Annotated in this window: 18 protein-coding genes; 9 read left to right on the plus strand and 9 right to left on the minus strand. The window is 56.0% G+C overall.

Features of this window, described 5'->3' with window-relative positions; all coding sequences use genetic code 11:
- The first annotated feature begins 139 nt into the window (after nt 1-139).
- A complete protein-coding gene (locus WX88_RS28635; RefSeq protein WP_197076702.1) occupies nt 140-1,858 on the plus strand; it encodes a thaumatin family protein in 1,719 nt (572 codons plus the stop codon).
- Nucleotides 1,859-1,953: 95 nt separating this feature from the next.
- On the opposite strand, the gene WX88_RS07285 is transcribed toward WX88_RS28635, so the two are convergent.
- A complete protein-coding gene (locus tag WX88_RS07285) occupies nt 1,954-3,267 on the minus strand; it encodes a DUF2268 domain-containing putative Zn-dependent protease (RefSeq protein WP_052732445.1) in 1,314 nt (437 codons plus the stop codon).
- A gap of 736 nt (nt 3,268-4,003) precedes the next feature.
- Between WX88_RS07285 and WX88_RS07290 the strand changes: the two genes are divergently transcribed.
- Nucleotides 4,004-4,606 carry a helix-turn-helix domain-containing protein gene (locus tag WX88_RS07290; protein ID WP_046243675.1) on the plus strand — a complete coding sequence of 201 codons (603 nt, stop codon included), beginning with the start codon at nt 4,004-4,006 and terminating at the stop codon, nt 4,604-4,606.
- A gap of 194 nt (nt 4,607-4,800) precedes the next feature.
- On the opposite strand, the gene WX88_RS07295 is transcribed toward WX88_RS07290, so the two are convergent.
- Nucleotides 4,801-6,807 carry an FAD-dependent oxidoreductase gene (locus WX88_RS07295; protein WP_046243676.1) on the minus strand — a complete coding sequence of 669 codons (2,007 nt, stop codon included), beginning with the start codon at nt 6,805-6,807 and terminating at the stop codon, nt 4,801-4,803.
- Nucleotides 6,808-7,005: 198 nt separating this feature from the next.
- Here WX88_RS07295 and WX88_RS07300 point away from each other — a divergent pair, with 198 nt between their 5' ends.
- The gene (locus WX88_RS07300) at nt 7,006-7,518 is read left to right on the plus strand and encodes an acyl-CoA thioesterase (protein ID WP_046243677.1); all 513 of its coding nucleotides are present in this window, start codon (nt 7,006-7,008) and stop codon (nt 7,516-7,518) included.
- Between the two features lie 247 nt (nt 7,519-7,765).
- Here WX88_RS07300 and WX88_RS07305 read toward each other — a convergent pair whose 3' ends face one another.
- Nucleotides 7,766-9,628 (minus strand): M1 family metallopeptidase, encoded by a 1,863-nt coding sequence (locus WX88_RS07305; protein ID WP_046243678.1) that lies wholly within the window; start codon nt 9,626-9,628, stop codon nt 7,766-7,768.
- A gap of 255 nt (nt 9,629-9,883) precedes the next feature.
- On the opposite strand from WX88_RS07305, the gene WX88_RS07310 reads away from it, so the two are divergent.
- Complete coding sequence (locus WX88_RS07310) at nt 9,884-10,084, plus strand: hypothetical protein (protein ID WP_046243679.1); 201 nt, start codon at nt 9,884-9,886, stop codon at nt 10,082-10,084.
- A gap of 201 nt (nt 10,085-10,285) precedes the next feature.
- On the opposite strand, the gene WX88_RS07315 is transcribed toward WX88_RS07310, so the two are convergent.
- From WX88_RS07315 to tssD, 3 genes are all read right to left on the minus strand, one after another.
- Nucleotides 10,286-10,720, minus strand: coding sequence for a tetratricopeptide repeat protein (locus WX88_RS07315; protein WP_197076703.1), 435 nt, complete (start codon nt 10,718-10,720; stop codon nt 10,286-10,288).
- Nucleotides 10,721-11,250: 530 nt separating this feature from the next.
- Complete coding sequence (locus WX88_RS27335; protein ID WP_052732446.1) at nt 11,251-11,712, minus strand: Imm30 family immunity protein; 462 nt, start codon at nt 11,710-11,712, stop codon at nt 11,251-11,253.
- A 32-nt stretch (nt 11,713-11,744) separates the two neighbouring features.
- Nucleotides 11,745-13,040 carry a type VI secretion system tube protein TssD gene (tssD, locus tag WX88_RS29880; RefSeq protein ID WP_156175992.1) on the minus strand — a complete coding sequence of 432 codons (1,296 nt, stop codon included), beginning with the start codon at nt 13,038-13,040 and terminating at the stop codon, nt 11,745-11,747.
- A 344-nt stretch (nt 13,041-13,384) separates the two neighbouring features.
- Here tssD and WX88_RS07330 point away from each other — a divergent pair, with 344 nt between their 5' ends.
- The 5 genes from WX88_RS07330 to WX88_RS07350 all read left to right on the plus strand — a co-directional run bounded on the left by WX88_RS07330 (nt 13,385) and on the right by WX88_RS07350 (nt 18,201).
- A complete protein-coding gene (locus WX88_RS07330) occupies nt 13,385-13,783 on the plus strand; it encodes a PAS domain-containing protein (RefSeq protein ID WP_156175993.1) in 399 nt (132 codons plus the stop codon).
- Between the two features lie 24 nt (nt 13,784-13,807).
- A complete protein-coding gene (locus WX88_RS07335; protein WP_052732448.1) occupies nt 13,808-14,320 on the plus strand; it encodes an ATP-binding protein in 513 nt (170 codons plus the stop codon).
- Between the two features lie 194 nt (nt 14,321-14,514).
- Nucleotides 14,515-15,093, plus strand: coding sequence for a type 1 glutamine amidotransferase domain-containing protein (locus WX88_RS07340; RefSeq protein WP_046243681.1), 579 nt, complete (start codon nt 14,515-14,517; stop codon nt 15,091-15,093).
- Nucleotides 15,094-15,490: 397 nt separating this feature from the next.
- Nucleotides 15,491-17,044: a lipopolysaccharide biosynthesis protein gene (locus WX88_RS07345; RefSeq protein WP_052732449.1), complete on the plus strand. Its 1,554-nt coding sequence runs from the start codon at nt 15,491-15,493 to the stop codon at nt 17,042-17,044.
- 2 nt (nt 17,045-17,046) lie between these two features.
- Complete coding sequence (locus WX88_RS07350) at nt 17,047-18,201, plus strand: glycosyltransferase family 4 protein (protein WP_046243682.1); 1,155 nt, start codon at nt 17,047-17,049, stop codon at nt 18,199-18,201.
- A 118-nt stretch (nt 18,202-18,319) separates the two neighbouring features.
- Here the strand turns inward: WX88_RS07350 and WX88_RS07355 are convergent, their stop codons facing one another.
- From WX88_RS07355 to WX88_RS07365, 3 genes are all read right to left on the minus strand, one after another.
- The gene (locus WX88_RS07355) at nt 18,320-19,492 is read right to left on the minus strand and encodes an alpha/beta hydrolase family protein (protein ID WP_082115904.1); all 1,173 of its coding nucleotides are present in this window, start codon (nt 19,490-19,492) and stop codon (nt 18,320-18,322) included.
- Nucleotides 19,493-19,866: 374 nt separating this feature from the next.
- Nucleotides 19,867-20,370, minus strand: a complete 504-nt coding sequence (locus tag WX88_RS07360; RefSeq protein ID WP_052732450.1) for a DUF6992 family protein — start codon at nt 20,368-20,370, stop codon at nt 19,867-19,869.
- 88 nt (nt 20,371-20,458) lie between these two features.
- Nucleotides 20,459-21,139, minus strand: a complete 681-nt coding sequence (locus tag WX88_RS07365) for a porin family protein (RefSeq protein ID WP_052732451.1) — start codon at nt 21,137-21,139, stop codon at nt 20,459-20,461.
- Nucleotides 21,140-21,180: the final 41 nt, after the last annotated feature.

Genomic DNA, 21,180 nt, shown 5'->3' on the forward strand with positions numbered 1-21,180 from the left:
CTGCGTCCCTGTGACTAAAGCCAGCCAAAGACCGGCCCGGCAACTACGAAAAAGCCCGCGAGAAGCCTCGGCAAAGCACTGGACACGGAGCATTACTTACCGAATCAGCCGCCGCTGGACTTCCCCGACTATTGCCTTTGTGCTTCTTGTTCTACAATTGGTCTCCTTCAATGCCAAAGCGCAGCGGACCATTATAACGGTTAATAAATCCAGCAAGCCAGTATGGGTTGGAGTAGAAGGTAAAATTCTGGTTTCGAGTAATCCTGATGTGTTTAATGCATTAAATCCCAATAATGGAGGCTGGTATCTGGCGCCCAATGGGGGCAGAGTAACGGTCACCGTGCCGAATGGTTGGGAAGGACGCTTTTGGGGCCGTACCGGTTGTCAGTTTGACGCGAATGGCAACGGCACTTGCGAAACGGGCGACTGCGGTAACGGTTTAAACTGTAAGGGCAGCTGGGGGAAATCGGCAACCCTGGCCGAGTTTAAGTTCAACGGCTGGCAAAACATGGACTTCTACGATGTTAGCCTCATCGACGGGTATAATATTCCCATGCTGATTATCCCGGTGCCTGGCTCGTTTACCCCGGCTCCATTTGGTAACAGATTCAATGGTGGAACAGCCGGTTGCACTACTGATCTGAACCCACTTTGTCCGCCCGAATTGCAGATCAAAAACGCAGTTGGACAAGTGATATCGTGGTTGAGCACCTGTTCCAAGTTTAACACGGATCAATATTGCTGTTACGCCAATGACCCGAACACCTGCAAGCCTAATTATTATTCTCAGATAATGAAGGCGGCTTGTCCTGACGCATACAGTTACGTTACCGACGACCCTACGAGTGTATTCGTTTGCACTGGGGCTACTTACGAGATTGTTTTTCCGGAACCTACTCCGCCTCCAGGGGTGCCGACGGGAGTAGCGACGTTTTATCGGGATTGCGGCTTTGGTGGTGCATCGGTCGGCCTTCCCATCGGCAATTACACGCTGGCGCAACTGCAGGCCAAAGGCATTCTGAATGATGATATTTCTTCGCTGAAAGTAAACCCCGGCTACGCCGTGCAGCTGTTTGATAACGACAACTTCGACGGCGCAAGCATTACGGTCACTACCGAAACGCACTGCTTGTTTGATAGCAACTGGAACGACCGGGCGTCGTCGGTAAAGGTGGTTACTGCGCCGCCACCCGCCTTCACTACCCTGATTCAGGCGGAGGCCTTCCAGGCTTCGAGCGAGCTGTTTACGGAGCCAACCACCGACACGGGCGGCGGGCAGAACGTGGCCGGCTTCGACACAAACGATTGGCTGGCCTACTACAATGTGAACTTCCCAACTAGCGGGGCCTACCTGATAGAGTACCGGGTGGCCAGTCTTGACAACGGCGGGCGTCTCTCGGCCGACCTGAATGCGGGTACCCTACGGCTGGGTGAGTTGGACGTGCCTTACACAGGAAGCTGGCAGAACTGGCAGACAATCTCGCACACTGTCAACGTAAATGCAGGCACGTACAACTTTGGCGTGTTTGCCACCAAGGGCCGCTGGAACATCAACTGGTTCCGTATTACCAAGGCCGGTAGCGCCCGCACTGCTCGCGTGCTGGCCGGAGCCGGGGCTTCCAACGCCACCCCAGTTCTGGAGTTATACCCCAATCCCGCCACGAATCAGCTATCCATTCTCTCAACGCAGCACTTGGCCGACTACGAATTCCGGGTACTGGATGCTTTGGGACGAGTCGTAGCCAATGGCTCCGCCGCTGCCGGCAGCGTGGATGTATCGAAGCTAATGCCTGGAATTTACACCGTGGTACTAACCGCCGAAGGGAAAGAGCCACTAGCTCGCCGCTTCACCAAGTAAGCAATGCAGGTCTGGTTGAGTTAAACGCCAGGGAGCCAGGAACGAAAAAGCCTGGCAGGCCGCGTGGGGCAACGTATTTCGCGTGGGGTGCTCTGTTACCGGGTCTTGAACCGAATGGTGTAGTTCTGCCGAAGTGGGTAGCCATCTTTCGAAGCAAACGACTGGTTGGTGACCACGAATTCGTATTCGCGGTTGGGCTGCAGGGCAAGCGGCATAGTTAGCGTCTTGCCATCGGGCGAAAAATGACCGGCTTCCTTTAGCGGGAAGTTCTCTTTGCCGCGCGGACCGGGCGAGAAAGACATCCCCCGCCCACTCATGGCCTGGCTGAAGTGCAGCACAAGCTCCTTGGCGGAAGCCTCCACTGCTTCGGCCCCGTTCTCAAACGGGGTAGTGTTCACCAATATTGGCTTTTTCGCTTCTAGAGCTGCGGCCAGCTCTGGCTTGTTCCATCCCTCCGGATAGTATCCCGACTGCTGCAGGAAGGTCTCCACCGCCGCCGAATCGGCATAATTGAGCTCGACGATTTTTTTTAATGCTTGTCGCTTATCCTTGGCTTTGGTGTAGTAAGCTTTGTTGATGCGGTAGCCCACGAAATAGCCCAGGTCTGCCACGGTACTGGCGTTGGTGCCATTGTAGAGCCAAGGGCCACATACTTTCGAAAACATATCCTGCTTGAATGCCTCGCGCAGGGTGGCTTCGTGGGCACTGCCGTAGCTCACATAGCTCCCCTGCAAGGGCTTGCCCGTCACCAGTTCCGCTACAAAATCGCAGGCTCCCTCACATAGTGCCTGGCTCAGCAGGATTTCGTCGTCGCTGCTATGTTGCTGCGTATGCACGTACTCGTGCACATTGAGAGCTACTAAGTTGTCCAGGGATTGGGGTTGCTGTTGAAATACCGTCGCCAGCCATTTGTCCGGAAACTCTGAGACGTCGGTTTGGGCGTTACCGGTCGCTATTTCGGTTCCGATGAGCACCAGATTGTCCTTGGTTGTCCCGCCGGAGCGCAGCCCCCCGATGGTGAAGTAGAGCTTGGCTTCCCTCAGTTCCGGGTACAACTTCTTGAACTGCCGGATGCTCTTTTCAATTGCGACGGTCTTTGTTTTTACCGCCAAGGTATTGGGGCGGATGGAAGCCCAGTACTTTGGGTACTTGTTGATTAAATCAACCCATTGCTCCGTGGAATAGTCTCGCGCCTTCATAAATGCGGCCAGTCCCTCGGTGCCCTTATCTACATAGAGGCGCTGCATAAACGCTAGCTGCCTGGCTCGGTCTTGCGTGGTACGGACGCTATCAAAAGCGGTCCAGAAATGGTCGATATCGGCGGTAAAAATGTGCTGTTGGCCGGGCGGGGCAGTGGCGGCGGTGGTAACTCCACCCAGCAGCAGCAGCGTACAGAACAATTGTTTCATGTGGAGGCATCAGGAGCGATACAAATAACGCCAACAAGCTGGTAGTAGCTGACGGCTCCTTCGACAGGTTGTCCCCTGCTGCTGGTTGCTACCGGCGATTTTTGGTAGCTCTTAGGACGTGCTTTCGTCAGGAAGTCCTACAAGGAGACTAACAACCGGGGTGCAGAAAAGCTTTTCCGAAGCTCCTGTTTCTCTAAGCGGCGGCCGTAGCGGGTGGGGAGGGTGTTCAGGGGTTATTAATCCAGTTTTTCAGCCGCAGGTTGGCCATCATCGCTCAATAGCGTGGCGGTTACTCTCGCGGGGGGGGTAGGGCGTCTTATTTATTTCATCACTAGTTTCATCCGACTTCCAAGCGCCAAATAAGGCTAGAAAACGGCGCTACCTCTCTTCTAATGGCAGCTTCGTGGCCGGCCACTGCGTCAGGCTCAGCAGCAAGTGCAGGTCGGCACCATTGGTTGGCTCCAAGACGAGGGTAGTAGGTATGAAGGATATAATAAATGGGAAACTACTGCTTTTGAAACTAAGTCACGGTCTTTCTGAGCATTCGAGAGGCCACGGGGGCAGGCCACCAGTGCCCTCAGCATCGCAGTCCGCGCAGGTATAAACTCTTTTCATTTCTCAAGGGGCTTTATACCTGATAGGTATAAAATCTTTTTATTTTTGTGAGGGTATTATACCTGGCAGGTATAAAGCCTTTCAACTTTTGTGAAGGGTTTATACCTCGCGATTCTCCGCCATGCCCCGCATCCCCCGTCCTGCTGTCGGTTATGAAGCTACCGTGCGGGCCCACTTCGGGCTGAGCATGCGGCAGCTTGCCCGCTTGCTGGGTGTGTCGGTGGGGTTCGTCGGGCACCTGGAGGCCGGCCGGAAGCAGTTGCCTCTGCCGCTGGCTTTGCGCCTGCTGCCCTTGGGCCGGCTCCTGCCACCCCCGCTGGGCCAGGGCCTGCCCGCCCCGGCTCCACCTCCCTTGCCCGAGCTGCCGGTAGTGCCGCCGCAGTTCGCCTTCCCGGCTTCTCTGGAGCCTGAGCCCCTGCGGCGCCGTATCCGCGACTGTCATCTGAAAGCCCTGGTGCTGGGTCAGCGTCTGGACGTCCTGCTTGCCCGTGCCGCCGCATTGGACCACCGCCGTTGGGGCTTGGTCCAGCTCACGGCCGCCCCGCCGCCTCCCGACCCCGCCGAAGCTGCCCACTACGCTCACTGGCTGGCCGGGCTGGCCGAAGACCTCGCCCTGGATGACCCCCAGCCCGCTGCCGCGGCCACTCAGCGGGCCCTGCTGGTCGCGCGCGTGAGTGCCCTGCAATTCGAGATTGATGCTCTGGGCGGATTGTCAAACAGCTAAGAAACTGTGCGAATCAGCCAGAACGCTGTAGAGACGCGACCCTTCGCGTCTCGTCGTCCGCGCCGTTCGGGTGTTATCTGGGCGTCATCGTTCAACGACGAGACGCCAAGGGTGGCGTCTCTACAGCGTTCTGGCTGCTAGGGGTTGACTGCCGGGGCATTTCCAGTAAAGTGAGCTCGGCTGGGAACGCTACCTTAGGCCATGGCTACGCGTTGGGCTTCCACGGGCCGGCTGGTTTTCAGGCCCTGGGCCATGAAGTACGCCAGCGCCATAATGGTGAGCATGGGGTTGACGCCGCTGCACGCCGGGAAGGCCGAGCCGTCGGCCACGAAGAGATTTTGCACCTCCACGGTTTCGCCGTTGGGCTTGAGGGGGTGGGTAGCCGAGTCGCCGCCCAGCCGGCAGGTACTCATCTGGTGGGCGCTGTAGAGGCCAAACTGGTTGGGCTTCCAGCTCAGGTGGGGCAGCTTGTCGAGGACGTCTGGGTTGAGCATAACGCCCTCTTTCACGTGCAGTGTGGGCAGGGTATTATGGGGCAAATACACCGTTTCGGCCCCGGCCGCCGCGTGGATTTGGGCGGCGGCCCGCACGCCTTCCAGCATGTTGGCCCGGTCGAAGTCCGACAGCGTGTAGTCAATCAGCGGGGTGCCATGCTTGTCGATACTCACCCTGCCCCCGTCGCGGTCGCGGGTCAGGACGATGAACGAGCCCAAGTGGTCGGCATCGCGCAGCAACTCATGGTGCTGGCGGCCCGACAGCCAGGGCAGAACCATGCTCAGCAAGCCGGGGTGAGTGGGCGGCGTTTCGAGCTTGGCGCCGAAGTTGGTGCCGTGCAGCATGGTGTAGGTATCGTTCACCACGCTCATGCTGGGGCCGTGCCAGGAGTTCATAGTGTGGGGGTAGCGGGCTCCTACGACTACCGTGGGGTGCAGATGCAGGTGGCGGCCCAGGTGCGGGTGCTTCAGGCCGGAACGCAGCAGCAGGGCGGGCGTCTGAATGGCGCCGCCGGCCACCACCACGCGCCGGGCCCGCACGCTGATGCGCACCGGGCGGCCGTCGGCGGTAGTGTGCACGGCCTCGGCGCCGGTGGCGCGGCCGTGGGCAATGGTCACGTGGTCGACCTTGGTATCGGCCAGAATGCGGGCCCCATGCTCGAAGGCCGTGAGCAAATAGGTGTTCAAAGTGCCTTGCTTGAGGCCGTGGGCGTCGCCGAGGGTCGTGTAGCCGAGGGCGCGGAAGTGAGCGTCGGAATCATCAAGGCCCTTTTCGTTGCGCGGAATCAGCTTTACTTCCTGGCCCAGCTTGGTTGAGCCGTCCCAGAGGGCCTGGTTCTGGCCGTTGTGGCGGGTGTAGTTGGTGTTCACGCCAATGGTGCGGGCCACGGCGTTGATGCTCTCCTTGAACGCCAGCGTGGTGAACTGGGGCGCGTCGTGCTCGCGGGCCCATTCCTGGAGCACGTAGTCGGGCGTGCGGAAAGCGCCGGCCCAGTTCACGGTGGTGCCGCCACCCAGGCAGGAGCCGGCCAGAATGCCGATGCTGCCATCCTGGGTCGAGAGTGTGCCCTTGGCGTCGTAGAGCTTGCCCAGCATGTCTACTTCGCGCTGGGTAAAGTCGCAGCCGTGGCAGTAGGGGCCTTTTTCGATGACCAGCACGTCGTGCCCGGCCTCGGCCAGCTCGCCGGCCACCACGCCGCCACCCGCGCCGCTGCCGATAACTAGCACGTCGCACTCATACACCGTGTCCTGGGCGGGGCGCAGGGTGCGGATGGGTCTGGGGGTGTCCACAGGCTTTTCGGCGGGGCCGGGGTAGCCGAGGTGGCCCCAGGCAGCGGGTACGTCGGTCATGCTGCCGCCGTAGTAGAGCAGCGTGCACAGCTTGCGCAGCGCGTTGAAGCCCTTGCGCAGCTGCGGCACGTTCGAGGCGGCCCAGCTTTGCAGCAGCTGCTCGCGCTGCGCGGGGTTGAGCTTGCGGAAGGGCCGCAGCGGCCCAAACCAGGTGAGGCCCAATAGCGGCTTTTCCAGGAGGTCGAGCAGCTGGGCAAACTCGGCCTGGGCCCCCTGGGGCTGCTCACGGATGGCTTCCTGCAATTTGTCGAGGTTGAGACCGGTGGAGCCGGCCGGGCTGCCGTCGGGCAGGGCCGGGATGAAGGTATCGGCAAGGGCTTGAAGAACAGCGGAACGGTCGGGCGTAAGCGTGAACATGGGGCGGGAATTTTGGAGGCTAAAAGGTAAGGTTTTTTTGGCAAAATAGTAGGCGTGCCGACTAGTTTTTGGCCCTTCAGTGCCCGCGAACAATGTAGGACGCAGCCTTTGCTGCGTCGGTGCTGCACCATTTTGCGTTGTTCCTTTGGGGAATATTCCGTCTCAGCGCCTGACGCAGCGAAGGCTGCGTCCTACTTTATGCCCCGCCTTATCCAAACGCCCGAAACCACTCACCGCATTCACTTTCAGGATTGCGACATGCTGGGCCACCTCAACAACGCCCGCTACCTCGACTATTTCCTCAACGCCCGTGAGGACCACACCTCTGAGCATTATGCGTTGAATCTGGGCGAGCTGGCCCGTGAGCAAAATGCCGCCTGGGTTATCACCAAGCACCACATCAGCTACCTGAAGCCGGCCCGGCAGGGGGTGCAGGTGCGTATTCTCAGTCAACTCATTCACTTCGACAACTCCAACCTGGTGCTGGAAATGCAGATGCGCGACGAAGCCGGTACCCGCCTGTTGGCCCTGCTATGGTCAGAAATGACCTATATAACAACCCCCACCGGCACCCGCACCGACCACGCCAACGCCATGATGGAACTACTCGACAAGCTCGACGTGGAGGACGTGAGCTACGACCCCGACGGGTTTGATGAACGCGTGAAGGAAGTGCGCAAGCAGCTGAAGAAGCTACGGCACGAAGAGTAAGCTCGCCGAGCCCGGTCCCACCTTCGCTCGGCAGAAGGAGAGGCGCCGAATGAGCAGGACGTGGAGCCATCAAGCGAAAGTAAGCACCTAAAAGCCCGCTCTGCATGGCGGCCTCCTCAGCAGGAGGGGGGCTAAGTCACAGCTATGGCTGACCACAAAAAAGTAAAGGGATAAAAAGCAGCCGCTTTTTATCCCTTTACACTCAATCATGCATCAATGTCAGGCTCCGGAGCTGGGTTGGGAGAGCTTACCGGGGCCAGACGTTGTCCTTTTCGGTGGCATCCATGAAAATACCGCCGAGCAGGGCCACTGATTTCACGGGTTTTGGTGCCGTGATGACGGCCTGTTTGGGGTTGGCCTTCCACACGGCGGGCGACTGGTGTAGCGTCTCCTGGCTGCCATCGGCATATACCACGGCTACATCGAAGGGGATGGCGAAACCGCCGATGTTGTCGACGGTGATGGTGGAGCCGGCCACGGGCGCCACGACTAGGTCGATGTAGTTGTTGGTGAAAAACCAGTTGTTGAAGAACCAGTTCAGGTTTTGGCCAGCGGTGTCGCTGAAGGAGTTGAAGTAGTCCCACGGAATGGGGTGCTTGCCGTGCCAGCGGTCCATGTAGGTGTGCAAGCATTTCTTGAACAAGGCATCGCCCAGCATGTCTTTAAGGGCCAGGTAGCTGAGCGAAGGTTTGCCGTAGGAGTTGTTGCCGTAGCCGGCCCGCAGCTCACTGCTGGGCGTGATGATGGGCAGGTCCTCGGCCGTGGCGGCGTCGTGAATCCAACGGTCAACGCGGAATTTCTTGTAGAGTTCATCGGCCTCCTTGACGCCGTTTTCAGTGCGGCCGATGAGTAGCTCGAAAGTAGTGGCCCAGCCTTCGTCCATGAAGGCGTAGCGGCTTTCGTTGATGCCCATGTAGAATGGGAACCAGGTGTGAGCAATTTCATGGTCTTGCACGAACTGGGCAAACTTCGGGTCCTGCTGGGGGCTGTCGTTCACCATCATGGGGTATTCCATGTCGGCGAAGCCCTGGAAAGCCGTCATTTTGGGGAAGGGATAGGCTACGCCGGGCCAGTTGCTAGGGTTGGAAAACCACCCCAGCGCATTCTGGCCGTTTTTCACCGACTGGCGGAAGTCCACGGTGGAGTCGGCGTAGGCAGCCTGCATGCTGGCGCGGCGCTTAGTGGCGGCATCGACGATGACGCTGCCAGCATCCCAGACGTAATGGTCGCTCAGGCCCACCGTGACGTCGGAAATGTCGCGGGCAGTCCAGACCCAGGTGTTGGTGGGCCGCTGGGCGGTGATGCTCTTCTTGGCCAGGTCGGCAGCGGTAGCCACGTGAATGACTTTGTCGCTGGTCATGGACTGCTTCAGGCGCTTGGCCGCAGCGGGCTGGAGGACTTGCTGCGGGTTTTGGAGGGTGCCCGTAGCCCACACAATGTAGTTGGCCGGGGCTTTTACGCGCAGGGTATAGTCGTTGAAATCGTTGTAGAACTCCTTACTGTCGACGAAGGGAGTGCGGTCCCACCCGGCGTAATCGTCATAGACGGCGATGCGCGGGTAGAAGTAGGCCAGGAAGAAAGTAGTGGGGTCAATCATGCCCTCACGGCCGCTTTCGACGGAAATGGGGTAGTGCCAGGCAATGGCGAAACGTACGGAATCGCGGGGGGGCAGCGGGCGGGCCAGGCGCACGCCCTGGATGGTGCCGAGGCCCTGGTTGGGCGGCATGACGCGGACTTGGCCGGCGACTTGCAGGCTGTCGATGACGAGGCCGGTGGTGAGATAGTTGGGGGAAACATCGCCGTCGCGGGATACGCCAGGGCGGTGGATGTTCATGATGAGGCGCAGGACAACCTGGCGCAGGGTATCGGGGCTGTTGTTGAAGTAGGTGATGGTTTCGCGGCCGCGGATGTCGCGGGCGGGCGGGGCGGCCTCAACGGTGATGTCGTAGCGGGCGCGGTTTTGCCAGTACTTGGGGCCGGGGCGACCGTCGGGGGAGCGAGTTCCGTTGGCGTAGGCCCGCTGGATGTCGCGTGGCATGTAGAGGGTTTGGGCGGCCGCGGGGCGGAGGCTCCCAGCAAGCAGGAGCACGGCAAGCAGAATTCGAATCATAAGGAACGACAGACGGTAACGAGACAGTGAACGTTGCACTCACAGAAGACAAAAGTATACGCCAGCGTACCGCCAGAAATAGTAGGCGAGATGGAGTGCAAGGAAGAATGTACTAGCTACTTGCGGTTTTCAAACGCAGGCTTCTCGGCAGTCCCGGTGCCCAACTGCATCGGGGCCACCCCCACGAACCTCGGCGACCTGAATGACGACACGGATGAGATTGGTCTCTTACCGGAGTGGTTTACCAGCTGCTGAATGAGCTATTTCGTGTTCACCTACCGGGCGGGCAAGTGGGAGCAACTGGTGAAGCCCTTTCCCACCCATTGCAACCAGTGGGAAAGCAACGTAAAACCCATTGAAAAGGATAGTAGCAAGAAGGGCAATGTCCTGATTCGCTACAGCGAGCTAGCGGATAGTGAGATTGTGGTAAAAACCAAATCGTTGCCCGTTCGATAGTCGAAAGCTGCTTTGGCTATTTCAGGGCCACGCGTTGGATTGCGGATGCTGGCCGGTGGGGAGTGGGTTCGGATGCCCGTGGGGCGAGTCAGTGGGGCGGGCGCATAGGCCTTGGGCTGCCAGGCACGTAGGCTCTGCCTGCAAAACTGCTTGCATTAGCCAGAACGAAGTAGCGACGCTGCCCTTGGCATCACAGCTTCTTTAGAGCACCGCATTCCTTTTGAGGAAGGCAAAGTATTTTTCATCCTCACCCTCGAAAATCTCCTCCCCGCCTCCCATGTAGGCCCTCAACAGTTCGTCGGCTGCTCGCTGGGTGTTGCCTAATTCGAATTGCACTTCCCCCAATCGAAGGTGAATATGGGGGGTGCCGATGGCTCCTGGCACGTGCATGGCCTTGGCTAATGCGGCATGAGCATGGAGGTACTCGCCGGTGAAGTAATAAGCTTCTCCCAAAGAGGCAAGCAGCCCTAACGAAGCATCCGAGTCTTGATAAGGTTCGGGGACTAATTTGAATGCAGCTCTGAACTCGTCAATAGCACTCACATAGTTTCCCTGCTCCATGTATTCATTCCCAGCAGCACTACGCCGTGCAATTTGTTGGTGAGTGTTATCGTCCAATTCCTGAATGGCAGACATAATTAAGTTGTTTTAAATGTAGTCAGTAGCTGTTGTTGAGCTGGCTCCAGTAGAAACCCTGCTGCGTAATTGCTGGGCTCAGCATCCATTTTCGTACTTCAGGGCGCTTTGGTGAGGCTCCGTTAATAGAGTAGCCTAGCCATATAAGCGGCTTCTAAGGTAGCTATTCGGGGCGTCTCCCGCGCCCTGTTCGGGTCTAATCCATAACGGGAGTCCTGTAGCATTCCGGTGGTACGTTTTCCACTCAGCAGCGTGGCCAGAGTCGTCACGGCTGTTAGTAGGCGTTAGCCGAGCCCGCCCGTGCCACTGCCGCCGCGCTCACCCCAGTAGCTCGGTGCCCAGCTCCCCAGCCGGCATAATGACTTTCTTTACCAGCCCGCCGGCCAGCTGCTCGGCCTTGAGAAGTACAGTGTCGTGATCAAAGCAGCCTGCTGATGCTGGCCGCGTGCCTCCAGCCGACAGTCGTAGTACACCAGGGCCGCGTCGCAGAAGGTGTAGCGCTTGGCCGTCTGCCCTCCGCCAGAAAAAACTTAAACGACCTCGTTCACCTTCGCTTTAAATTTGCTTGGGTCGTCGGCAGCGATTTTTTGTAATATGCCCCGGATAAGTTCTTTAGCGTCTGGATTGCTCTTGGCCAGTAACTGGCTAAACAAAAGCCTAGAATTAGCATCATTTAGGATGCGCACAAGCATTGTTCTCAGCCAGTCGGCAGCATGTGGTAGCATAGAAGGAGCAGCTTGTATAAAACTATCTATTGCCTCTAATGGGGAGGATATTCTGTCATATCCTTCAATCGTATGAATCAAGCCAAACATAACTTCACTGTGTTCTGTCTGGTCATCAAAGCCCTGACAAAGAGCAGAAATATGCTCAACCTTTTCATAACTGCTAATTTGTGCTAACGCATCCTCGAAAAGCTCGATTTGCTCATTATTTTTCATCAAACGGTTAGCGCGTAACTGCTGCGTTATTAATTCCATGTTAGTAGCCATTGAGCAAGCTTTTATTAGTGATAGAATTTTTATTAGTGGCCATACAATTTAGGGAATTTAGTCTTGTTCTGGTTGAGTACTTCTTGGAGCTTTTTCTCCATTTTAGTATCAAGTTTACCTTCTTCCCTAAAAATCTCGCGCACATTTTGGATGTCATAATCTAAGGCTTCTTTAGGAGGCAGCTTATAGTAGGCTTCACGCTCAGCATCCGTCATGTTCCGTCCAAATGTTTTGGTTCTTCTATGACGCCCTCCATTCTGAGGCTGCTCCATGTTAATACATACCCCATCATTTTTTGCTACGCCGTGCTGCTTAATATAAGCATCAGAAGGTACATGGTGTGGAGTAATATTGTCACCTCTAGAGCCCGCATCAAGCAATTCTTTATAGGTTCCCACCTCACCCTCACCAGGTAGCAGTGGAGTAAAAATAGGGAGTGCGACTCGTCCATTGGTTTTGGGTCCGGGCAAGTCCGCGAGTTGGTTGATGTGAATGCCTTTGACCTTGGCCAGTAAGGCAATCAACTCCGCTTCCTCCTCCGGGGTAAGGGTTCCGTGCTCATATAGCCGTTCTAGTTGGGCCAAGCGCAGTTGAGCCGGTGTTAAGGAGGGAAATAGCGGAGGCTGGTGATTGCGGTGGTACATCTCCCACTCTGCCGCGTAGCCAGGGTCATCACGGCTGTTCGTGGGCGTAAGTAAAATACCGGCCGTGAGCGAAGCTACCCGTGCCACTGCCGCCGCGCTCACCCCCAGCAGCTCGGTGCCCAGCTCCCCAGCCGGGGTAATGACTTTTTTGACCAAGCCGCTGGCCAATTGCTCGGCCTTGAGCAGGCTTTCGCGCACGACGACCCCGAGCCCGGCCCAGGGCTGCGGTTCGGGCAGCTTGGTTAGGGCCCGGAAGCTGGTGGCCGAGTCGGTCCGCCAGGGGATGACGCTGTAGGTCTCGACGCGCTGGCCTTGCACCTCCACCGTGGGGGCCGAGAAGTGTAAGGTCGTGACCAGCGCGGCCTGCCCGTGCTGGCCGCGCGCCTCCAGCTGGCAGTCGTAGTACACCAGCGCCGCGTTGTAGAAGGTGTAGCGCTTGGCGGTTTGCCCGGTTCCCTTAAAGAAGATGAGATGCCCGCTCACCCGGCGGAAGGGGTCGAGCTTTAACTCAGGCCAGATAGACAAGCAGGCGGCTTGGCCGGTAAGTACCACTTCCAGCAAGCCATTATGCACGGTCGAGCTGGGGCGGCCCTCGTAGTCAGTGGCTTGGTGAAAGGAGAACGAGGCGGTGGCACAGGGCACCTGACGGCCTAGTAGCTGAAGTTCGGCATGAAGAATCGGCACGGTAGAGATGGATTCGGCTGCGGAGGTAGGGCTGGCTAGGCCAGAGTTTTGGCTACCGCACATCACACCCGTGGGCTAACCCTGCGTGCTGCCACGCTGGGTAACAAGTTATTTATTATTTCATAACTCGTTACCATATGGGTAACAAGCTAATTATTATTTTATGACTCGCTACCATATGGGTAACGAGCTAATTATTATTTTTAAACTTGTTACCATTTTGGTAGCGAGTTAATTTATTTTTTATGGCTTGGTACCCACGAACGCACCAGCTATCCCTGACATGTTCCAACCCAATTCTCGAAATGCTCCGCTTATCCTAGTTAGCACCGTGTGCACCTACTTTGGCCTCACTCAAACCGGGCTGGCCCACTTCACCACCGCCGCCCGCCGCTAGGTGCATCCCCAACGGCGAGCCCTTCGAGGGCTTGTTCCGAATGCGACGGCACGATGGGCGCTACCGCTGGCACATCATCCGGGCGCGCCAACTGGCCGATGCGCGCGGCCTCCCGTGGTTTGGCGCCTGCACCGACGTGGACGACCAGCACCGCCTGCGCGAAGTGCTGCAAACCCAGTACGACGAGCTGGCCCGCACCAACCGCGACCGCGACACCTTCGTCTACACCGCCTCGCACGACCTAAAGCAGCCCCTGCTGAACCTGCGGGGGTTGTTCGACGAGCTGCGTCGCAGTGCCTCCTTCGCCGACCCCGACGAGGCCAGCATTCAGCGCATGGTCGGCTAGGCACTCAATCAGCTCGATGCCGCCGTGCAGGAGCTGGCTGCCACCGTGCAGGACCAGCGCGGCCTGACGGCCCCCGTCGAGCCGCTGGACCTGCGCAGCGTGACCGACGAAGTGCTGCTGGGCCCGCGCACCCAGGTGCAGGAGTCGGAGGCAACCGTCGAGCTGGACTTCGGTGCGGCCCCCACGCTGACCTACGGCCAGGCCAACCTGCGCTCCATCCTACACAACCTGCTCAGCAATGCTCTCAAGTTTGCCGACCCCAGCCGGCCGCCTTGCATCAAGGTGCGCAGCGGCCTGGCCGGCCCCGACCGGCCCACCCTCACCGTGGGGGACAATGGTCTGGGCATGATACTGCCCGGCCGCCCGGCGCCGGTGTTCCAGCCTTTTGCCCGCCAGCACCCGGGAATCGGGGGCGCGGGCGTGGGCGTGGGCATGTACCTGGTGCAGCGCATCATCACCAGCCGCGGTGGGCACCTCGAAGTGGCCAGTAAGGTGGGCGAAGGCACCCAGTTTACCATTCATTGGTTTGATGCCTGAAGCAGAGTAGGAAGGTAGGAGGAAAGTGGGCTTAACTCATTGAGTAAAAAGTCAGAGACTGGGGTTGATTCCCGGTGGGAAGCTACGCCGCATCTGGCCCAGCGCAAGGGCGCGCCAGGAACTAAAGACCACGAAGGGCGTACAGCACAAGGCCGGGCATATTCTCGGCCTTCCTTTTTCCCTCCATACCATCGATGAGCCTTTTCAGCAGCGACAAACTCAAGGGCAGGAAAATTGCCATCATTGCCACCGACGGCTTCGAGCAGGCCGAGCTTGACGAACCCAAGAAATACCTGGAAAACGAGGGCGCCGAAACCCACGTCATTTCCCTCAAGAGCGGCTCCATCAAAGGCTGGGACGGCTCAGCCAAAGACTGGGGCGACACGGTGAAAGTAGATAAGGTCATCACCGAGGTCAGCCCCGCCGACTACGACGCCCTCGTGCTCCCCGGCGGCCAGATAAACCCCGATATTCTGCGCATGGACCGGGATGTGGTGGCCTTCGTGCGCGAGTTCGCCCAGTCGGGCAAGGTAGTAGCCGCCATCTGCCACGGCCCCTGGACCCTCATTGAAGCCGACGTGGTACGTGGCAAGCGCGTGACCAGCTGGCCCAGCCTCCACACCGACCTCCTGAATGCTGGTGCCTACTGGGAGGACTCCGAAGTCGTAACCGACCACGGCCTCATCACCAGCCGCAAGCCCGGCGATATTCCCGCCTTCAACCAGAAAATTGTGGAAGAAATGCTGGAGCCCCAGCACGGTGGCCGTCGCTGAGAAGTGGCCAAGCTGCTGAAACGAGTTAGAGGCGCCACCCCCCGCGTCTCATCGCCCGCATTTCGCCCACACATTCTCTGCCAAGTACCATCCTCAGCTAGCAGCCAGTAGGCTTCCACTTATGTTGTTCGGCTCCACCAGGGCCACTTGCCGAAATATTTTAACCGCTACGGCAAGCGGCCCTAGTGCAGTTGGACTATTCCTTTTAGGCCCTATAGTAGAAAAGTAATATGGACTTGATTGTCCAGCTGCATACTACTGGCTCCTTATTGGAGTTAGAAGCATCAGCAGGCCTGTAATAGTCCAGCTTTGATTCAAAGCTGGTTTATTATACTGAACTTGCAGGTCAATTGTGAACCTAAGCTGAAGCACTCACAGCATTAAACAGTTGAAGAGTATGGAAAATGACGTAGTACTAGATGTTGCTAAAGAGGATACTTGGTTTGATACACTACACCTGAAACAGGGTCTTAAGAGCCATTCAATAAAAGGCGGAATAAGCACGATTGCCGGCCAAGCAGGTTCGTTTATCCTAAATACGTCTTCTACAATTATCCTGGGGCGGTTACTTCTGCCGGAAGATTATGGGTTAATTGCCATGGTGGCTAGCATCACGGGCTTTGTCACTATTTTCAAAGATTTAGGCTTATCCTCAGCCGTAATTCAGAAAGAAAAACTAACTCAAAGCGAAGTTAGCTCGGTCTTCTGGGTGAATGTGCTCATAAGTCTAAGCATCGCTTTAGTGGTGGCTTTGCTGTCGCCTCTTATTGTTTCTTTCTATAAAGAAGCTAGGATTCTCCAAATCACGCTCGTCTCCGCCCTCGACATATTTATCGTGGGTCTTTCTTTGCAGCACAACGCGCTGATGAAGAGGCAAATGAGGTTTAATAGTTTGGCCTTGATACAGCTAGGTGCAGTAGGAACAAGTCTGCTGGCTGGTATAGTTTCTGCTTGGTTGGGCTTAGGTTATTGGGCTCTGGTAATCCAAGGATTGGTTTTTTCGGTGGTGCAGACGGTCGCTTTATGGGCAATATGTGATTGGAGACCAAATTTTGGATTTAAAAAAGAAAACGTAAGTTCTTTCTTGAAGTTTGGCGCGGGAGTTACCGGTTTCGATGTAGTCAATCATTTCTCCAGAAACATGGATAATGTTTTTGTCGGAAAATTTGTCGGCTCGGTGGCGCTGGGGCTGTATTCTAAAGCGTACCAGTTGCTAATGCTGCCCATCGTACAGCTAAGGAATCCGCTGAATTCCGTCGCTCTTCCAGCGCTAAGCTCTCTCCAAAACGATGCGGATAAATATCGGAATTTCTACGCCCGATATTTGTTTATTTTAGCTTTTTTCTCAATGCCAGTAGTGGTTTATTTAGGGTTATTCGCTGATGAAGTAATCTTATTAGTTTTGGGAAAACAGTGGGTAGGAGCAGGCGTAATTTTCCAGCTTCTGGCCATTGCTGGCTTTATTCAACCCGTAACCAGTACCACCGGACTGATACTGATAACTACGGGCAGCGTTAAAAGATATTTTATTATTGGGCTTGTCAATGCTATTTGCATGGTTTCAGGCTTTGGCATAGGCGTCATGATGGGCGGAGTGAAAGGCGTAGCAATATCACAGGCAATAGTGGCCTACGGGTTATTTTTTCCATCACTCTATTATAGTCTGCACAAAACCCCCGTTTCGGTTGGGCTCTTTTTAAGAGAAGTATCAATGCCGCTGGTCTTCTCTTTACTAAGTGGCGTGGCTATGTTGGGTTATGTCCGTTATGTGGACCATCTGCATTTGCAGATGCACCCGGTTTTATATTGTGCGTGCGGTTTTGTTGTGGGGGCCGTGACCTATGTTGGGCTGATGAGCCTGTTTAAGCCCACTAGGGAGAAGTTTACTCATATTCTGGATATGGGCTCTTCGCTTTTCGCTAAGTCATTAAGCAAACACACTAAAAAATAGATATGAAGAACCTCGCCATATTCTCACCAAATCTTGGGGCCATTTCTGAGAGCTTCATCAAAAGGCATATGCAAGAGCTTTTGCCTGGGCGCTCGGTAATAGTTGCGGGCTCTGATAAGCCTCCTTACTGCGGACATTGGGATGTGGACGCACCTAAATTCATGCTTCCGGAGCTTGACGGGCAATTAAATTTAGACCGTAAGAAAAAGCTTTATAAAGTGGCTCTGGGAATGGTGGGCATCAAGCAGCGGTCTAACTTTCTTTACAATAGCGCTCTGCAAGGTTTTTTAAAAGACCACAACGTATCCGTACTGTTAGGAGAATACCTCGATGTCAGTACTACCATTATTGACCTTGCCTCTAAGCTGAACATCAAGCTTTTCGCGCATGCTCACGGGTATGATATCTCAGTAAAGTTGCGGGAGAAGTTTTGGCGAAGAGAATACCAAAACTTCAATAGAACTGCCGGCGTTATCACAATGAGCCAGTATAGCAAGCAGCTTCTAATTGATTTAGGGATAAAGGAGCACCTGATCCATATAATTCCCTACGGAGTTTATTTGCCCGAAGCTATAAAAGCCCGGCAGGAAAACGCGACTGTCAAGTGCCTTGCAGTTGGCAGAATGGTACCCAAAAAGGCGCCGGTTCTGTTGCTGGAAGCCTTTGCTAAAGCTGCCAAAGAAAACCCAAAGCTTACGCTGGATTACGTAGGGTCCGGCGAACTATTCCAGTCGGCCGTAGACTATATTAAAGAGCACCAGTTGGAGGATAAGGTCAGCCTGCATAAATCGCTGCCCAATGAAGAGGTTCATAAGCGCATGCTCGAGGCGGATATTTTTATCCAACACTCTATTACCTGCCCATTAACAGGGGACCAGGAAGGGCTGCCGGTTGCCATTTTAGAGGCCATGGCACACGGCTTACCTGTTGTTTCTACTCGCCACGCTGGCATTCCGGAGTCCGTATCGGATACGGTCAGCGGCTTCATTGTTAATGAAAAGGATACGTCCTCAATGGGCCAAAAAATCCTTGAGTTATCGAAGGATAAAAGCCTACGGGAAACGATGGGAAAAGAAGGTAGAAAAATAGTTGAAGCGAAGTTTACTTGGGAGATAGAAAAGAAGTCTTTGCTGAAATTAATTGAAGCCAATCTTTAATTAAATAGCCAACCCTTAACTATGCACACAAACCTGCCCTGCTGAGCGTATTCCAAGCAGGGCAGGTTCGTTTTGTAATGCAGTTCCTTGGCTCGGCTCTTACTGCCAGGTAAAAATTCTATTTCTGACTCATAATCCAGGTGCGGATGTTGGCTGGGGCATCCGGGGAGGTGGGTGCGGGCGACACCCCCGCGGTTTTGGCACTGGAAAACTGCAGGGCATGGTTGAGGCCGGGGTAGCGCAACTCAGCAACGTGCGGATTGCTGTGCAGGCCCTTTTTGAGCAGCGTCAGGTTCACGGTTGCATTCACTTCCGCGTCGTCCTCGCCTTGCAGCAGCAGCACCGGGCAGCGCACGTTGGCCAGCGTTGGCTGTGGGTCGAAAGCGAGGTAGCTGCGGTAGGCGGGCGTGGTGAGCAACTGCACGCTGGCTTGCACATCGGTGGGGGCAATGTTGGGGTAGCGCTGGCGCAGCATGTTGCTCAGAATAGCCTGAGCCTGGGCATTATCAGGAGTTTGACGCACGATTTCAAGCATGGCGCGCTGGTGCTTGATGCGGGCTTCCTCATCGCGGCGTATGGCCGTCTTCTGGCGCAGGTGCTGCTGGTCGAGGTAGGTTTGCACCTGAGCAGCGTTGGAGCCTTGGGTGCGCATTTTGGCAGCTTCCTGCTCAGCAGCCAAGGCTTGGCGCTGATACTCTTGCTGGCGCTGTGCATCGGTAGAGTCGTGGCCCAGCACCTTACCATACATAACAGGCTGATTGGCCAGCAACTCGCGGCCGGGCAGTCCAGCGGCGGCTAGGGCCACCACAAAAGCAGGAGCCAGTGGCTGGGCACCGGCCAGTAGTGCAACGTTGCCACCCTCACCGTGGCCAACCAGGCCAATGTGCGTCACATCGAGCTGAGGCCGGGTACGCAGGTAGTTGAGTGCCGTAATGGCATCGGCCGTGCGTTCGGCGAGTGTGGTGGCGCTGAACGAGCCTTCGGAGCCGCCCTGGCCTCGCTCTTGCAAGCGCAATACGGCCACCCCTTGGCTAACAAAGTAATCAGCCATACCGCCGAGCAGCTGGTTTTCGGCTGAGTTGAAGTCGCTGGCATCGGTGCCGTGCTCGGACAACAGCACCACGGCGGGGAAAGGACCAGGGCCTATTGGCAGGCGCAACGTGCCATTGAGGCGCACGCCGCCAGCCGGCGAGGTAAGCACAACAGCCTCAGCACGGTCAAGGGGCTTGGATAAGGCGCCGAAGCTCAAAAGGATGCAAACAGAAAAAAGGACGATTAGGAGGGAACGCATAGCAAACTGGAAGTGGCAGGAGCGGAATAACCGTCAGGCCTAATGCAACTAACGAGTGCTCAAAATTCAGACAGCCAGAATGTGGAATAAGCTTTATAAGCTGAACCAGGTGTTTTTGTCGATTTACGGCATCTTTTTCTTGGTGAATAAAAACACCTTTTTCTCAGAATGGGGTTGATGTCCCATAATGAGATGAACTTGGCGGCGGTGATTGAGGTAACGTCACGAAAGCCCTGCGGGATGAGCCTTTTCAAACGAGAGGGGAGCCGACGACTATTCTTCGTGAAATTCCTCAAAGCGTACCTTTTTCCGGTTGAGAGAAATTGCGGGTGTGCTTAGCGGGGGGTGAACGGATTTGAGTATCGGGTTTATAATCAGAGCGAATTCAGCAGTATGCGTCCTTGCCAGTGCAGCAAGCTCCACATCATGGCGTCGAAGACAAGCAGGAAACTCCCTTGCAACCACAGCGACTTTCCAAAGCCCAGTAACCGCTCCGATTTCAATTGGTCTGGTACGGCTGCTTGCGCCCGTAGATAGAAGCCGGTCATGATATAGGCCACATCCAGGCCAGCGTTGAGCAGGAATAAGTTTTCGTTGAAAAGCTGCGCCTGAAAAAGTTCACCTATTCGCAAGTTGGTAGGGGCCTTCGGTTGCTGATGAAGGATGCCCCAAACCGCTAGCGCGGTATTGACTAGGCCCCAGCCCACATTCATGCCGTGGAAATAATAGGGTTCGTAGCGGCGGTCGGCTCGGGATAGAAGATACCCGCTTCCCAACAGATTGGCTAAGGCCCAGGCCGCTAGCACGGCCAAGCCTTGGCCCAGTAGCATTTCCCGGGCGTGGTGCAAAGTGGCGAGTTCAGTAGTGGGTACTGGCATGGCAACGAGAAACGGGTGAGAAGTCTACAAACAAAAAAGGAAGCCTGTCAGGGCTTCCTTTTTGAGAAAATAAAGGTGAATGGAAGGACTATTGCGTGAAGCCAATGCCTACGTAAACCTGTAAGAGGTTGTTATAGATGTCAGAGTTACCAAAGTTGGTGCTCACGGCGGCATTCTCAGGGGTGCTATCCTCAAAGATTTTGCCTAGGCTCAGGTTATAGCGAGCACCAATCCGCGCCGGACCCACACGGGCTTCCAGCCCGCCAACGCCCCCAAAATCAAGGGTATTGAAGCCATTACGGGACAGGCCCAAATCCCGGTCTTCGAGCTTGGCCTTGGTGAGCAGCGATACCTGTGGGCCAATATGAAAGCTGATGGTCTCCGTCACGTTGCCCACATACATCACAGGGAGCATCAGGTAATCGAGGCGGTATTGTTGACGCGCCCCGGCTGTGCCGGTGTTAGCTTCAAAGCCCTGCCGCGAATACAGGAGCTCAGCTTGGATGGACGAGAAATTATTGAAACCGAACTGGCCATATAAGCCGGCGTGAAAATCGTTGCGTGACTGACGTTCAATACCTTTGATATCGCTGCCGCGCACGCCGCTAAGGTTGTAGCCTCCCTTAATACCAAAGCCAGTGTTGCGAGAATCAGTAACCCCACCGCCGGTGTAGTCTTTGGAGGAAAGTGAGCCACCCGGACGGGCCTGAGCGAAAGCAGCCGGCATGGAAGCCACAGTCAGTAATAAAAACAGAAGAGTCTTTTTCATGAGTGAAAGCAGATAAGATAATGAGATATGAGCCGGGAAGA

Source organism: Hymenobacter terrenus (genome assembly GCF_000972495.1).
GTDB classification, from domain to species: Bacteria; Bacteroidota; Bacteroidia; order Cytophagales; family Hymenobacteraceae; genus Hymenobacter; species Hymenobacter terrenus.

Bases quoted from the DNA above. Each gene is read 5' to 3' on its own strand.
- WX88_RS07285 (WP_052732445.1), bottom strand. From the start codon at position 3,267: ATGAAACAATTGTTCTGTACGCTGCTGCTGCTGGGTGGAGTTACCACC.
- WX88_RS07290 (WP_046243675.1), top strand. From the start codon at position 4,004: ATGCCCCGCATCCCCCGTCCTGCTGTCGGTTATGAAGCTACCGTGCGG.
- WX88_RS07295 (WP_046243676.1), bottom strand. From the start codon at position 6,807: ATGTTCACGCTTACGCCCGACCGTTCCGCTGTTCTTCAAGCCCTTGCC.
- WX88_RS07300 (WP_046243677.1), top strand. From the start codon at position 7,006: ATGCCCCGCCTTATCCAAACGCCCGAAACCACTCACCGCATTCACTTT.
- WX88_RS07305 (WP_046243678.1), bottom strand. From the start codon at position 9,628: ATGATTCGAATTCTGCTTGCCGTGCTCCTGCTTGCTGGGAGCCTCCGC.
- WX88_RS07310 (WP_046243679.1), top strand. From the start codon at position 9,884: ATGAGCTATTTCGTGTTCACCTACCGGGCGGGCAAGTGGGAGCAACTG.
- WX88_RS07315 (WP_197076703.1), bottom strand. From the start codon at position 10,720: ATGTCTGCCATTCAGGAATTGGACGATAACACTCACCAACAAATTGCA.
- WX88_RS27335 (WP_052732446.1), bottom strand. From the start codon at position 11,712: ATGGCTACTAACATGGAATTAATAACGCAGCAGTTACGCGCTAACCGT.
- WX88_RS07340 (WP_046243681.1), top strand. From the start codon at position 14,515: ATGAGCCTTTTCAGCAGCGACAAACTCAAGGGCAGGAAAATTGCCATC.
- WX88_RS07345 (WP_052732449.1), top strand. From the start codon at position 15,491: ATGGAAAATGACGTAGTACTAGATGTTGCTAAAGAGGATACTTGGTTT.
- WX88_RS07350 (WP_046243682.1), top strand. From the start codon at position 17,047: ATGAAGAACCTCGCCATATTCTCACCAAATCTTGGGGCCATTTCTGAG.
- WX88_RS07355 (WP_082115904.1), bottom strand. From the start codon at position 19,492: ATGCGTTCCCTCCTAATCGTCCTTTTTTCTGTTTGCATCCTTTTGAGC.
- WX88_RS07360 (WP_052732450.1), bottom strand. From the start codon at position 20,370: ATGCCAGTACCCACTACTGAACTCGCCACTTTGCACCACGCCCGGGAA.
- WX88_RS07365 (WP_052732451.1), bottom strand. From the start codon at position 21,139: ATGAAAAAGACTCTTCTGTTTTTATTACTGACTGTGGCTTCCATGCCG.